The sequence below is a fragment of the Streptomyces sp. SCSIO 75703 genome (assembly GCF_036607905.1).
GTDB lineage: Bacteria > Actinomycetota > Actinomycetes > Streptomycetales > Streptomycetaceae > Streptomyces.
On sequence record NZ_CP144555.1, the window covers coordinates 275,272 to 288,603 of the forward strand.

Sequence of the window (13,332 nt, forward strand, 5' to 3'; positions counted from 1 at the left end):
CGGGCATGCCGCGTCCACCGCGGGCAACCCCGGGGAAGGGATGACCGGACACGGGTCCGGCGCGAGGCGGGAGACGAGGGCACCATGGGCGAAGCACACGGCACGGCGCCGGACGACGACGGAGCGGGCCTGCGCTGCCTGGTCACCGGGGCCACCGGGTACATCGGGGGCCGGCTGGTGCCGGAACTCCTGGCCGCCGGGCACCGGGTGCGGTGCCTGGCGCGGTCCCCGGAGAAGCTGCGCGACCACCCCTGGGCGGGCGAGGTGGAGACGGTCCGGGCGGACGTGACGGACCCCGGTTCGCTGGACGGCGCGCTGGCGGACGTGGACGTCGCCTACTACCTGGTGCACGCGCTCGGCAGCGGCCGGGACTTCGAGGAGAAGGACCGGCGCGCGGCGCGCACCTTCGCCGAGCGGGCCCGCGCGGCCGGGGTCCGGCGCATCGTCTACCTCGGCGGCCTCACCCCGCCCGGCGTGCCGGAGCGGCAGCTCTCACCGCACCTGCGCTCCCGTGCGGAGGTCGGCCGGGTCTTCCTGGACTCCGGGGTGCCCGCCACGGTCCTGCGGGCCGCGGTGATCATCGGTTCCGGCTCGGCCTCCTTCGAGATGCTGCGCTACCTCACCGAACGCCTGCCCGTGATGGTCACGCCGAGCTGGGTCCACACCCGCATCCAGCCGGTCGCCGTACGGGACGTGCTGCGCGCCCTCGTCGGCAGCGCGCGGATGCCGGATCATGTGAACCGAGCTTTCGACGTCGGCGGGCCCGATGTCCTCACGTACCGGGACATGATGCTCCGGTACGCCGAGGCCGCCGAGCTGCCGCGGCGGCTGATCCTGCCGCTGCCGGTGCTCACCCCGGGGCTGTCGAGCCACTGGGTGGGGCTGATCACCCCCGTCCCGGCCGCCATCGCCCGCCCGCTCACGGAATCGCTGCGGTACGAGGTGGTCTGCCGGGAACACGACATCGACCGGTACGTGCCCCCGCCGCCCGGCGGCGCGCTCGGCTTCGACGAGGCGGTCCGCCTCGCACTGCGGCGGGTGCGCGAGGCGCAGGTCAGCACGCGCTGGTCCTCCGCGTCCGTGCCGGGCGCCCCGAGCGACCCGTTGCCCACCGACCCGGACTGGGCGGGCGGCAGCCTCTACACCGACCGCCGGTCACTGGCGGTGGACGCCTCGCGGGAGGCGCTGTGGCGGGTCATCGAGGGCATCGGCGGCGACAACGGCTGGTACTCCTTCCCGCTCGCCTGGGCGGTGCGCGGCCGGCTGGACCGGCTGGTGGGCGGGGTCGGTCTGCGCCGGGGCCGGCGGGACGCGGCCCGGCTGCGCGCGGGCGACTCGCTGGACTTCTGGCGGGTCGAAGCGATCGAGCCCGGCCGGCTGCTGCGGCTGCGCGCCGAGATGCGGCTGCCGGGACTGGCCTGGCTGGAGATGTACGCCGAGACGGACGAGGCCGGGCGGACCCGCTACCGGCAGCGGGCTCTGTTCCACCCGCACGGGCTGGCGGGCCACGCCTACTGGTGGAGCGTGTGGCCCTTCCACTCGGTGGTCTTCGGCGGCATGGCCCGCAACATCGCGCTCGCCGCGGCCCGCTTCCCCGCCCCGGCACCGGCCCCCTCCACGAGCGGTCCGGGCGCCTGAGGCCCGCCCGCCGGCGCGCGGGGCACGGGCTGTCCCCCGTACGCACCGGGGCACGGCCCGGCCCCACCTGACGCACCGGAGCACCGGCCGCGGCCTGACGCACCGGAGCACGGGCCGGACCGTACGGCACCGGGCGCCCGGTCCCGCGCCGAAGGGGCGAACTATCCTGAGCGGCGCCGGTCCCGGCACCGCCGGTCCGGCCGCACCCGCCCTGCCGCCGCCTCGGGAGAAGCCTGTTGACCACCAGCACATCGACGCCGGACAGCTACTACGAGCGCATCGACGAGCACCGCTACAAGCCCACCGCGCACGCCGGCGGCGCGTGGAGCACGGACGAGCAGCACTTCAGTCCGCTCGGCGGGCTGATCGTGCACGCCCTGGACCGGCATCTCGCCGGACGGCCCGCGGCGGAGATGGCCCTCGGCCGGATGAGCTTCGACATCCTGGGGCGGCTCGCGCTCGACGAGTGCGAGACCCGCGTGGAGGTGCTGCGCCCCGGCCGCACCATCGAACTGGTCGAGGTCACGGTGGTGATCGGCGGCCGTGCGGTGGTCCGGGCACGGGCGTGGCTGCTGGCCACCCTGGACACCGGCGCCGTCGCCGGCGGCGGGGACGACCGGCTCGCCGACCCGGCGTCCCTCGCGCCGTGGGACATGGCGTCCCGGTGGCCCGGCGGTTACATCGCCTCGCTGGACGTCCGGCCGCTCGCCGAGCCGCTGCCGGGACGCACCACCGCGTGGATCTCCACGGGGCTCGACCTGGTCGCCGGGGAGGCGGCGAGCCCGCGGGCGTCCTTCGTCACGCTCGTCGACACCGCGAACGGCATCGCGGTGCGGGAGTCGCCGACGGAGTGGATGTTCCCCAACGTCGACCTCACCCTCCACTTCCACCGCGCGCCGCGCGGCGGCTGGACCGGCCTGGACACCACGGTCGTCTTCGGGCCGACCGGCCAGGGCATCACCAGTACCGTCCTGCACGACGTCGACGGCCCGGTCGGGCACGCGCAGCAGATACTGACCGTCCGCCCGCAGCCCTGAGCGGAGCCGGGTGAGGCGAAAGCCTTTACGGAATTCCGCGACGTATTCCGACGCCGAACGCGGGCAGGGGAATCCGGCGGAAATGCGGGGCGCCGGGCAGGAACAACGCCGGGGCATTTCCCGGACGACGGGCGGAGCGGGCCCACCGGACGATCGCCGGTGGGCCCGCTCCGTTCCTCGCTCGGTCTGTCCGCGTTCACCAGCGGTACCAGCGCCCCCGGCGACCGCCGCTGCCCGCCGGGCGCACGAGGAAGCCCAGCAGCCACACCACGAGGACGATGACGGCGATCCACCACAACGCCTTGAGGGCGAAACCCGCACCGAAAAGAATCAGGGCCAGCAGAAGAACGAGAAGCAAGGGAACCATCTTTTATCCACCTCCGCTCCTTCGAGTGCCCGCACTTCGCGCCCATACGCCGGGAAATCACGGGACAAGGATCAGACGGCCCTTCACCTCACCGTCTTCCAGCCGCCGGTGGGCCCGTGCCGTCATCGACAGCGGCAGGCGGTCGGCGACGCGCGGGCGCCAGGGCGTCCCGCGCAGCAGGCGCACCACCTGCCGGGCGGCGCGGGCGAGGTCGTCGGTGGTGGCGTTGCTGAGGGCGAAGCCCACGATGCTCGCGTCCTTGGTGTAGAGCCGGCCGAGCGGCAACGGGGCCGCGGCGCCGCCCAGTCCGACCATGGCGACGAGCCGGCCGCGGGGCGCGAGCAGGTCGACGGCGTCGGCCGGGTCGGCCCGGCCGGAGGTGTCGAGGTGGACGTCGCAGCCGTCGGGCAGGGCCGCGCGCAGCCGTTCGCCCAGGCCGGGGGCGCGGTGGTCGAGGACCTCGGCGGCGCCGAGGGCGCGTACCGCGGCGGCGTCCTCGGCGCGTGCGGTGGCGATCACCCGGGCGCCGGCCGAGGCGGCGAGGGCCACGGCGGCGCCGCCGACGTTGCCGGCCCCGCCGCCGACGTACACGGTCTCCCCCGCCGTCAGCCGCCCGTGCCGGAAGAGCGCCAGCCAGGCCGACGCGGCCGGGTGGGCCGCCGCCACCAGGTGCTCGGGGTCGAGGTCGGGCGGTGCGGCGTAGAGCCGGTCGGCGGGGACCGTGGCGTACTCGGCGCAGGCGCCCTGCCGGCCGGCGTGGCCCAGGCTGTTGCACCACACCCGGTCCCCCGGCCGGAAGCCCACCGCGCCGCTCCCGGTGGCGGCCACCTCGCCGACGAGGTCGCGGCCGACGACGAACGGGAACGGCAGCGGGGTCGGGTAGGCCCCGGAGCGTACGAAGGTGTCCACGGGGTCGACGGCCACGGCCCGGACGCGGACCAGCACGTCGGTGGGCCCGACGGGCGGGACGGGCAGCGGCCCGTGACGGATGCCCTCCGCCGGGCCGACGGAGTCGATGTACGCGGCCCGCATCTGGGCGGGCACGGTTTCGGCCATGCTTCCTCCTCCGACGCCCCGCCCTCGCGGTCCACGCTCTCACGTACCCACCGGCGACGGCTCGCCTCCGTCCGCCGACCACGCCGATCCGGCCCCCGCGGCTGAGGGCTCGTGCGCTGTGCCCGCCGCCCCGGCGGCCGGCGGTGCGGGCCGAGCACCGCGCGGACGAGGGCGGTGTCGCCCGGTCCGCCCCTCCCGCCTCCGCCGCCGCTCCCGCCCGGCCCCGGAAGACGGTCGGCAGGCGGGGCGGCGGGTTCCCGGCCGGGAGCGGGAAATCGCGGTCCCGGCGCCTCGCCGTCACCTGAGGGAACGTAGGATCGTCGGGTCATCGCCGCGACGGGAGACAGGAAGCCGGTGTGAATCCGGCACGGTCCCGCCACTGTGACCGGGGAGTGCAACCCTTCGACATGCCACTGCGCGCCGCGCGGGAAGGCGGGGGGAACGTCGATCCGGGAGTCAGGACACTGGCCTGTCGCGGGCCCGTTCCGAGGAGCGCGGACTCCCCAGGAGGCTTCACGTGTATTCCGGCATGCCCCCTTCCCTGCGACCGCCGTCCCCCGCCAGGCGGCGCCGCCCGGCCCGCGCCGCCGGCGCACTCGCCCTGGCGGCCGTCCTGCTCACCGCGGGCTGCGGCACCTCCCCCGGCACCGGCGGGGACGCGAAGGCCACGGCGTCCGCTCCGGCGGGCTTCCCCGTGACCGTCGACAACTGCGGTGTCACGACCACGTACGACAGACCGCCGTCCCGCGCGGTCACCATCCACCAGCACCCGGCGGAACTGATGCTCTCCCTCGGGCTGAAGGACCGGATGGTGGGCACCGCCTTCCCCGACTCCGCCGTCCTGCCCGAACTGCGGGAGGACTTCGCGTCCGTCCCCGAACTGGCCAAGCGGGAGCCGTCCTTCGAGGCGATCCTGGAGGCGGAGCCCGACTTCGTCTACGGCGGTTACGGCAGCGCGTTCGCGGAGAAGGAGGGCCGCTCCCGCACGGCGTTCGCCGACGCCGGGATCGACACCCACCTCAATCGCGAGTACTGCGGCCGGGACAAGGTGACGATGGAGGACACCTACGAGGAGATCCGCACCATCGGCCGGATCTTCGGGGTGTCCGAACGCGCCGACCGTCTCGTCGCCGGCCTCCGCGCCCGCGTGGACGAGGCCGCCGCCGCGGTCCGGGACGCGCCCACCGTGCCCGTCTTCGTCTACGACAGCGGCGACAAGAGCGCCTTCACCGCCGGCGGCAAGGGCCTCGGCACCGACCTGATCCGGCTGGCCGGCGGGAAGAACGTCTTCTCCGACCTGGACGAGGTCTTCGGCGACGTCTCCTGGGAACAGGTGGTCGAGCGCCGGCCCGAGGTCATCGCCATCTACGACTACGCCGGTGCCGGCAGCGTCGAGCAGAAGAAGGAGTTCCTGCTGTCGCAGCCCGCGCTCGCGGACGTGCCCGCGGTGCGCGAGAAGCGGTTCGTGGTCCTGCCGCTGACCGCGACGCTCGTCGGGGTCCGCTCCGCGCACCTGGTCGAGGACCTGGCCCGCGGGCTGCACCCCGCGAGCTTCCGGTGACGGCTCCCGCCCCGCGGACCCCCACCACGGCCCCCGGGCCCGTCCGGCACCCCGGCCGGACGGGCCTGGCCGCGACGGTGGCGGTCCTCGTCGTGCTGCTGCTGGCCTCCCTGACGGCGGGGCTGGCGATCGGCTCGGTGCGGGTGCCGCCCGGCCAGGTCTGGGGCATCGTGACGCACGCGCTGGGCGCCGACTGGGGGGCGCCCGACTGGACGCGGGCCCGGGAGACGATCGTCCTCGACGTCCGGGCGCCGCGCGTGGTCCTCGGGGCCGTGACCGGCGCCGGGCTCGCGGTGGTGGGCACCGCCCTCCAGGCGCTGGTGCGCAATCCGCTGGCCGAGCCGTACCTGCTGGGCGTCTCCTCCGGGGCGTCGCTCGGGGCGGTCTCGGTGATCGTGTTCGGGATCTCCGTCTTCGGTGCGGCGTCACTGCCGGTCTCGGCGTTCGCCGGCGCCCTGGGCGCGCTGGTCCTCGTCTACGCGACCGCCCGCACCGGCGGACGCATCACCTCCGTACGGCTGGTGCTCTCCGGAGTGGCGATCGCCGCGGTGCTCACCGCGGTCCTGAACCTGCTGCTGCTCACCTCCGGCCGGGGCAACGAGGCCCGCGCCGTGCTCGCCTGGACCCTCGGCGGTCTCGGCGGCGTCGACTGGGGCACCCTCGCCCTGCCGAGCGCGGCCCTGCTGGTGGGGGTCGGCGTCCTCATGACGCAGGCCCGCAGCCTCAACCTGCTGCTGGCCGGCGAGGAGGCCGCCACGACCATGGGCCTGGACGTGGCGCGGTTCCGGGCCCGGATGTTCGTGCTGCTCTCCCTGGTGACGGGCGTGCTGGTGGCCGCGGCCGGGCCGATCGGCTTCGTCGGCCTGATGCTGCCGCACGTGGTCCGGCTGCTGGTCGGCGGCGACCACCGCCGGGTACTGCCGACGGCCGCGCTCGGCGGCGCGGTCTTCCTCGTGTGGGCCGACATCGCCGCCCGCACGATCGCCGCGCCGATGGAGATCCCGGTCGGTGTGCTCACGGCGCTGTGCGGGGGCCCCTTCTTCCTGTGGCTGCTGCGCCGGGACGCCCGGCGGCACCGGGAAGGGGGTGCCGGGTGAGCGCCGCCGACCTCCGCGTCGAGGGCGTCACCCTCACCGCGGGCGCCCGCCGCCTGGTGGAGGACGTGTCCCTGACCGCCCGGCCGGGCGAGACCGTCGGCCTGGTCGGGCCCAACGGCAGCGGCAAGTCCAGTCTGCTGCGCGCCGTCTACCGGGTGCTGCGCCCCGGGGCGGGCCGGGTCCGCGTGGACGGCGCCGACGTGTGGTCCCTGACGGTGCGCCGGCTGGCCCGCACGGTGGCGGCGGTGGTCCAGGAGGGCGGCGCCGACTTCGACCTGACGGTGCGCGAGGTCGTCGCCATGGGCCGCACCCCGCACCAGCGGCTGCTGGCCGGGGACACCGCCGAGGACACCGCGTTCGTCGACCGGGCGCTCACGGCGGTGGACGGTGCCGCGCTGGCCGGCCGGTCCTTCGACCGGCTCTCCGGCGGGGAGCGGCAACGCGTCCTGATCGCCCGCGCGCTCGCCCAGCAGCCCTCCCTGCTCGTGCTGGACGAGCCGACCAACCACCTGGACATCCGGCACCAGCTCGACGTCCTCGACACGCTGCGCCGGCTCTCCGCCACGGTCCTCGTCGCCCTGCACGACCTCAACCTGGCCGCGTACTACTGCGACCGCCTCTACGTCCTGCGGGACGGCGAGGTCACCGCCTCCGGCCCGCCCGCCGACGTCCTCACCCCGCGGCTGCTGGCGGAGGTGTACGGCGTGACGGCGGAGGTCGCGGTCCACCCCCGCACGGGGGCGCCCCGGGTGACGTTCCTCCCGGGCGAGCGGTGCGTGCCGGGGGCGACGGAGCGGGCCGGACCGGACGCGTCCGTGCGCTGAGCACCCGGGACGCCGCCCCCCGGCCCACGGCACGGGCCGGGGGGCGGCCCAGGGGCCCGCACCGCGCATTTTTCGTTTACTAGTAAAACACCTGCTAAAATCGGTCTCCATGAGCACCCCGGAAACCGCCACCCGACAGCCTCCCGTCCGCAGACTCCCGCTGTCCGGCGTGTTCCGGGTGAACCGCCCCTCCGACATCTGGTTCAAGCCCGCCACCAGCGTCGCGGTCGCCGTCGCCCTGGTCCTCGCCCCCCTGCTGCTCACCGGCCGCACCGACCTGGCGATGTACGTGATGCCCGGCGCCTTCTGCGCGCTGTACGCCCACCACCTCCCCTACGCGGCCCGGGTCCGGACCACCGCCGGGGTGGTGGCGGGCATGACGGCGAGCATGGCCGCCGCGCTGCTCGGCGCCGCCCTCGTCGACGACGTGCCGGTGCTGGTCGCCCTCGCCGCCCTCCTCGCCGGCGTCCAGAAGGCCGTCTGCGACGCGACCCGCGTCGGCCCGCCCGGCCACACGATCCTCGTCTTCGTCTCCTCCGGCACCCTCTTCCTGCCGCAGCGGCTCGCGGACGTCCCCTTCCACACCGCCCTGACCCTCGGTGCCGGCGTCGTCGGCGGCCTCGTCGCCCTCGCCCCCGCCCTGGTCCGGCGCGAGGGACCGGAGCGCCGGACCACCGCGCGCGCCCTGGAGGCCGCCGCCGGCTTCCTCGACACGCCGGACGGGCCGGCCCGCGCCCGCGCCCGGCACGCCGCCGCTGCCGCCGTGCACGGGGCCTGGCAGTCGCTGTCGGCGGGCGGCCGGCGCACCCCGGTCCGGCACACCCTGGAACGCCTCGTGCTGTGCGCCGAGGCCGCCCTCGCCGACGCACCCGGCGAGACCGGCCCCGCCCGGCTGCGCGCCTGGGCCCGCCGGGTGCGCGGCCACGGCCCGCTGCCCGAGGTGCCCGTCCCGCCGGGCGGCGACGCCGAACTCCTCGGCATCGCCGCCGAGCGCCGGGCCCGGCGCCGCGCGGGCGCCGCACGGCGGCTCCTGTCCCCCTCCGCGCCCCTGCTCCCCCTCGCCGTGCGCTGCGCGGTCGGCTGCGCCCTGGCCGGGTACGCCGGGCTGGCGCTCGGCGTCGGCCACCCGTACTGGGCGATCGTCTCGGCCGCCTCGATCCACCAGGCCAACGTCACCCTGACCTGGCACCGGGTGCTCCAGCGCACGGCCGGCAACCTGGGCGGGGTCGCGGTCTTCGCGGCGGTCGTCCCGCTGGCCCGGACCGGTGTCGTGGCCCTGGCCGCGCTGTGCGTGGCGTTCAGCTTCTGCAACGAGATGCTGATCAGCCGCAACTACTGGCTCGGCACCGTGTCGGTGACGCCGATGGCGCTGCTGATCACCGAGTTCGGCGCCGTCCGGCCGGTCGCCGAGCTGATCACCGACCGGGTGCTGGACACCGTGGCCGGGGTCGCGGTGGGCATGCTCGCCGCCGTCCTCGTCACCAGCCGCCGCACCGGCGGCCGGCTGGAGCGGGCGCTCACCGCGGTCGACCTGGCGGCCGGGGAGGCCGAGCGCGTCCTGACGGCCGTCCCGGGCTCGGCCGCCGAACTGGCCGCCGCCCGCCGCCGGCTCACCGCCGGACTGGTGGAGCTGCGGGACGCGGCCGACACGGCGGCCGGCGAGTGGTGGCAGCGCGCGCTGCCGGAGGAGCGGCTGCTGCGCACCGAGCGCCGGGCGCACCGCACGCTCGCCGCGGCACTCCGGCACCGGGCGACGGCCGCCCCGGGGACGCCGTAGCGCGGGGCGGGGCACGGCGCGAGGCGGGGCGCGGGGCCGCGAGGCGGGGCGCGACGGCCGGCGGTGTGGCATGCGCCACGGGCGGGGCCCTCGGGCCGTGCGCGCGGGCCCGGCTCGTGCATGATCGGTGAGCCCTTCGACCTGCACGGCGGGGAGGCACCTGACCGAACACGAAGGAGATGGCGTTGTCCATCTGGGAGTCACTGGCCGTCTTCGCCGCCGGGATCGGCGCGGGAACGATCAACACCATCGTCGGATCGGGGACGCTGATCACGTTCCCCGTCCTGCTCTCCACCGGGCTGCCCCCGGTCACCGCGACCGTCTCCAACGCCCTCGGGCTGATCCCGGGGTCCGTCAGCGGCGCCATAGGCTACCGCGCGGAGCTGAAGGGCCAGCGGCCCCTGGTGCTGCGGCTCGGCGCCGTGGCCGCGACCGGCGGACTGTGCGGCGCGGTGCTGCTGCTGACGCTCCCGGCCACCGCCTTCGAGACGATCGTCCCGGCACTGGTCGCGCTCGCCCTCGTCCTCGTCGTGCTCCAGCCCCGCATCTCCGCGCGGGTGCGGCGGCGCCGGGAGCGCAAGGGCACCGTCGCCCGCGCGCACGGCGGGCCGGTCCTCCTCGGCGGCATCCTGCTGGCCAGCGTCTACGGCGGCTACTTCACGGCGGCCCAGGGGATCATCTACCTGTCGCTGATGGGCATGCTGCTCACCGACTCCCTCCAGCGCCTCAACGCCGTCAAGAACGTCCTCGCCGCCATCGTCAACACCATCGCGGCGCTCTTCTTCCTCTTCGTCGCCCACTTCGACTGGACGGCCGTCGTGCTCATCGCCGTCGGCTCGGCGATCGGCGGGCAGATCGGCGCGAAGGTGGGGCGCCGGCTCCCGCCGTTCGCGCTGCGCGTCTTCATCGTGGTCGTCGGCAGCTTCGCCATCGTCCAGCTCCTGCTGCGCTGATCCGGCGCGCCCCGCCCGTCCGGCGGACGGCCCGGTCGTCGCCGGTCGCGGGCCCGTCGTCTATCGTGGCGTGACCTCCACAGTGAAGGCGGGCAGTACGGATGCGGCGAGCGGCGGACCTCGTGGCGACCAGGGTCGCCCTGCGAGGCGTGCTCGCGCTGCTGTTCGCCGTGGTGGCCGTGGTCTGCGTGTCGGCCCGCGCCGCGCAGCACGAGGCCGCCGCTCCCCTCGCCCCGGCCGCCACGGCCGTGTCGTACGCGACGCCGGTCTCCGGGCCCGTGACCGGGACGGAGCCCGCGGGGGACGACGACGCCGCGCCGTGCGGCAAGAAGGCCGTCACCGACCACAGCGCCCAGCGGGCCGAGGCCACGACGCATGCGCCGCTCGTCCCCTCCCCGCTCCAGCCGGACGCCCTGGCGGCCCCGGCGACGGCCCGCGGCGGCCCGGCCTCGGCCTCGGGCGGGCCCGCGCCGCCCCCGGCGTCCTCCTCCCCCTCCGTTCTGCGGCTGTAGGCCGGACCGCGCGGTCTCGTCCTGCTTCCTTCGCTCTTCCGCTTCCGCGTGAACGGAGTTCGTCCGCATGTCCTCTTCCCGGCGTTCCCTCGTCCGGGCGAGCCGGTCGCTGCGCGCGTGGCGGGCCGGACAGTGGTGGGTGGCGGGCCTCGGTGCCCTGGCCACGGCCGTCGCCGTCGGCGTGCCCACCGTCGTCGTGCCCAACCCGCTCTTCGCCCGCTCGGTCCCCGTCCAGTGGTGGAACTACCCCGTCCTGGCCCTGACCTCCGTCCTGGCCGGCCTCGTGCTGAGCACGTACGTCCGCCCGCCCGTCCCCGAGGACGCCGACGCCGGCGGTCCCGGCGACGCGCGGGCCGGGCGGATGGGCGCGGTCGGCGGGGTGCTGTCGTTCCTCGCCGTGGGCTGCCCGGTCTGCAACAAGCTCGTCCTCGTCCTGCTCGGCGCCTCGGGGGCCCTCGCCTACTGGGCTCCCCTCCAGCCGCTGGTGGCCCTCGCCTCCCTCGCCCTGCTGGCGGAGGCGGCGCTGCGGCGGCTCTCCACGCAGACCGCGTGCCCGGTCGTCCCCGCCGCCTGAGCGCGGACCCGGCACTCCCCCGCTCCGGTCGGCCACCTGCTCCGAGCCCTTCCGATCCCCTCCGATCCGTTCTTCCGACACGTTCGAAGGCTTCCTTCCCATGACTGCATCCACACCCTCCCCCGCCCGTCGCCGCCGCCGGCGCACCTACACGGCCGTCGCGGTGCTCCTCGCCGCCGCCCTCACGGCCTCCCTCGCCCTCACGCTGGACGGCTCCGGCGACGGGGACACGAAGCGCCGCGACACGGCGGCGGCCGAGACCGGAGCGACCGACCCGGGCCCGGCCGACGAGAGCCTGCTCGCCCTCGCCCGTCGCGACGCCTCCGACGCGCTCGCGGTCGGCCGTGCCGACGCCCCCGTGGTGATGATCGAGTACTCGGACTTCCAGTGCCCCTTCTGCGGACGGTTCGCGCGCGAGACCAAACCGGAACTGCTGCGCTCCTACGTCGACAAGGGCGTGCTGCGCATCGAGTGGCGCAACTTCCCCGTCTTCGGCGAGGAGTCCGACCGCGCGGCGCGCGCCGGCTGGGCGGCCGGCCGCCAGAAGAAGTTCTGGGAGTTCCACGACGTGGTCTACGCCACCGAGCGCAAGCGCAACTCCGGTGCCTTCGCCGCCGACAAACTGGTCGCCATGGCCCGCGAGGCCGGGGTCCCCGACCTCGACGCGTTCCGCGCGGACCTGGAGTCAAAGGAGGCCGGCGCGGCCGTCGAGCGGGACGCCTACGAGGGGTACGGACTCGGTGTCAGCAGCACCCCGGCGTTCCTCGTCAACGGCCGGCCGATCCTCGGGGCGCAGCCGACCGAGACCTTCGAGGCGGCCGTGGACGCGGCGGCCCGTGCGGCCGAGGCGGCCGGCGAGTGAGCGAGGTGGGCCTGCTGGTGGCCTTCCTCGGCGGGCTGCTCGCGCTGCTCAGCCCGTGCAGCGCGCTGCTGCTGCCCGCGTTCTTCGCCTACTCCTTCACCGGGCGGACCCGTCTGGTGGCGCGCACCGGCGTGTTCTACGCCGGGCTGTGCACGACCCTGGTCCCGCTCGGCGTCGCCGGCTCGTTCGCCGCCCGGCTCTTCTACGGGCACCGGGACCTGCTGATCACGGTGGGCGGCTGGACGCTGATCGTGCTCGGCGCGGCGCAGGTCGCCGGGTTCGGTTTCGGCTCCCGGCGGCTGGCCCGGGCGGCGGGGGCCCGGCGGTCCGGCTCGGCCCTGTCGGTGTTCGCGCTGGGCGCCGTGTACGGGCTGGCCGGGTTCTGCGCCGGGCCGATCCTCGGCGGGGTGCTGACCGTCGCGGCGCTCGACGGCGACCCGGTGCACGGCGGCGTGCTGCTGGCCGTGTACGCGCTGGGCATGGCGGTGCCGGTGTTCTTCCTGGCCCTGCTCTGGGACCGGTTCGACCTCGGGCGCCGGCGCTGGCTGCGCGGCCGGGCGGTGGCGCTCGGGCCGGTGACGGTGCACAGCACCTCGGCGCTGGGCGGGGCGCTCTTCGTCCTGCTCGGTGTGGCCTTCCTGGTGTTCGACGGCGCGTCGGCGCTGCCGTCGCCGCTGAGCACCGACGCCGAGTTCGCCCTGGAGGAGCGGATCTCGGCGCTGGGCTCGGCCGTGTCCGACCGGACGGTGCTGCTGGTGCTGGCGGGGATCGCGGCGCTGGTCGCCGTGGCCGTCCTGCTCCGGGGCGGCGGCCGGGACGGTACGGCGCGGGACGGCGGCCCGGCCCCGGGCGACGGGGCGGAGCCGGGCGCGGGGGCCCCCGCGACACCGGACGCCGTCCCGGGGGCCGGGGGTCCGGAAGCCGAGACCGGGAGCCCCGCCCGGCCGGGTGCCTCCCCGGGCGGCGCCGGGGGCCCGGCCTCCGCTTCCGGGGGAGGCTCCGGCGCCCGCGCCCCGTCGGGCGGGCCGGGCGGCTGACGCGGCGGGCGGCACCCGGCCCCGGCGCCGCCGCTCA

The 13,332-nt window shown here is 76.2% G+C and carries 13 protein-coding genes and 1 riboswitch; of the genes, 11 read left to right on the forward strand and 2 right to left on the reverse strand.

Features of this window, described 5'->3' with window-relative positions:
* Positions 1–84 precede the first annotated feature (84 nt).
* Both VM636_RS01310 and VM636_RS01315 read left to right on the forward strand, forming a co-directional pair.
* Positions 85–1,638, forward strand: a complete 1,554-nt coding sequence (locus VM636_RS01310) for an SDR family oxidoreductase (RefSeq protein WP_338482965.1) — start codon at positions 85–87, stop codon at positions 1,636–1,638.
* A 236-nt stretch (positions 1,639–1,874) separates the two neighbouring features.
* Positions 1,875–2,675, forward strand: a complete 801-nt coding sequence (locus VM636_RS01315; RefSeq protein WP_030418960.1) for a thioesterase family protein — start codon at positions 1,875–1,877, stop codon at positions 2,673–2,675.
* 196 nt (positions 2,676–2,871) lie between these two features.
* Here the strand turns inward: VM636_RS01315 and VM636_RS01320 are convergent, their stop codons facing one another.
* A complete protein-coding gene (locus VM636_RS01320) occupies positions 2,872–3,042 on the reverse strand; it encodes a hypothetical protein (protein WP_030418959.1) in 171 nt (56 codons plus the stop codon).
* Between the two features lie 57 nt (positions 3,043–3,099).
* On the reverse strand, positions 3,100–4,098 hold the full coding sequence (locus VM636_RS01325) for a zinc-binding dehydrogenase (protein ID WP_338482966.1): 999 nt from the start codon (positions 4,096–4,098) through the stop codon (positions 3,100–3,102).
* 296 nt (positions 4,099–4,394) lie between these two features.
* Positions 4,395–4,586, forward strand: a riboswitch (cobalamin riboswitch).
* Between the two features lie 41 nt (positions 4,587–4,627).
* Between VM636_RS01325 and VM636_RS01330 the strand changes: the two genes are divergently transcribed.
* The 9 genes from VM636_RS01330 to VM636_RS01370 all read left to right on the forward strand — a co-directional run bounded on the left by VM636_RS01330 (position 4,628) and on the right by VM636_RS01370 (position 13,295).
* Entirely contained in the window at positions 4,628–5,659 is a 1,032-nt protein-coding gene (locus VM636_RS01330; protein ID WP_107439819.1) for an ABC transporter substrate-binding protein, read from the forward strand.
* Complete coding sequence (locus VM636_RS01335) at positions 5,656–6,756, forward strand: iron ABC transporter permease (protein ID WP_053912782.1); 1,101 nt, start codon at positions 5,656–5,658, stop codon at positions 6,754–6,756. Before VM636_RS01330 ends, VM636_RS01335 begins: the two co-directional genes overlap by 4 nt.
* Complete coding sequence (locus VM636_RS01340; RefSeq protein WP_030418955.1) at positions 6,753–7,580, forward strand: ABC transporter ATP-binding protein; 828 nt, start codon at positions 6,753–6,755, stop codon at positions 7,578–7,580. The genes VM636_RS01335 and VM636_RS01340 overlap by 4 nt, the downstream gene beginning before the upstream one ends.
* 109 nt (positions 7,581–7,689) lie before the next feature.
* Complete coding sequence (locus tag VM636_RS01345) at positions 7,690–9,357, forward strand: FUSC family protein (protein ID WP_338482969.1); 1,668 nt, start codon at positions 7,690–7,692, stop codon at positions 9,355–9,357.
* Positions 9,358–9,536: 179 nt separating this feature from the next.
* Entirely contained in the window at positions 9,537–10,310 is a 774-nt protein-coding gene (locus tag VM636_RS01350) for a sulfite exporter TauE/SafE family protein (protein ID WP_199809341.1), read from the forward strand.
* Between the two features lie 101 nt (positions 10,311–10,411).
* A complete protein-coding gene (locus tag VM636_RS01355; protein ID WP_338482970.1) occupies positions 10,412–10,822 on the forward strand; it encodes a hypothetical protein in 411 nt (136 codons plus the stop codon).
* Positions 10,823–10,889: 67 nt separating this feature from the next.
* A complete protein-coding gene (locus VM636_RS01360; RefSeq protein WP_030418951.1) occupies positions 10,890–11,396 on the forward strand; it encodes a hypothetical protein in 507 nt (168 codons plus the stop codon).
* Between the two features lie 100 nt (positions 11,397–11,496).
* Positions 11,497–12,258, forward strand: coding sequence for a DsbA family protein (locus VM636_RS01365; protein ID WP_338482972.1), 762 nt, complete (start codon positions 11,497–11,499; stop codon positions 12,256–12,258).
* Positions 12,255–13,295, forward strand: a complete 1,041-nt coding sequence (locus VM636_RS01370; protein ID WP_338482974.1) for a cytochrome c biogenesis CcdA family protein — start codon at positions 12,255–12,257, stop codon at positions 13,293–13,295. Before VM636_RS01365 ends, VM636_RS01370 begins: the two co-directional genes overlap by 4 nt.
* The last annotated feature ends 37 nt before the right edge of the window (positions 13,296–13,332 follow it).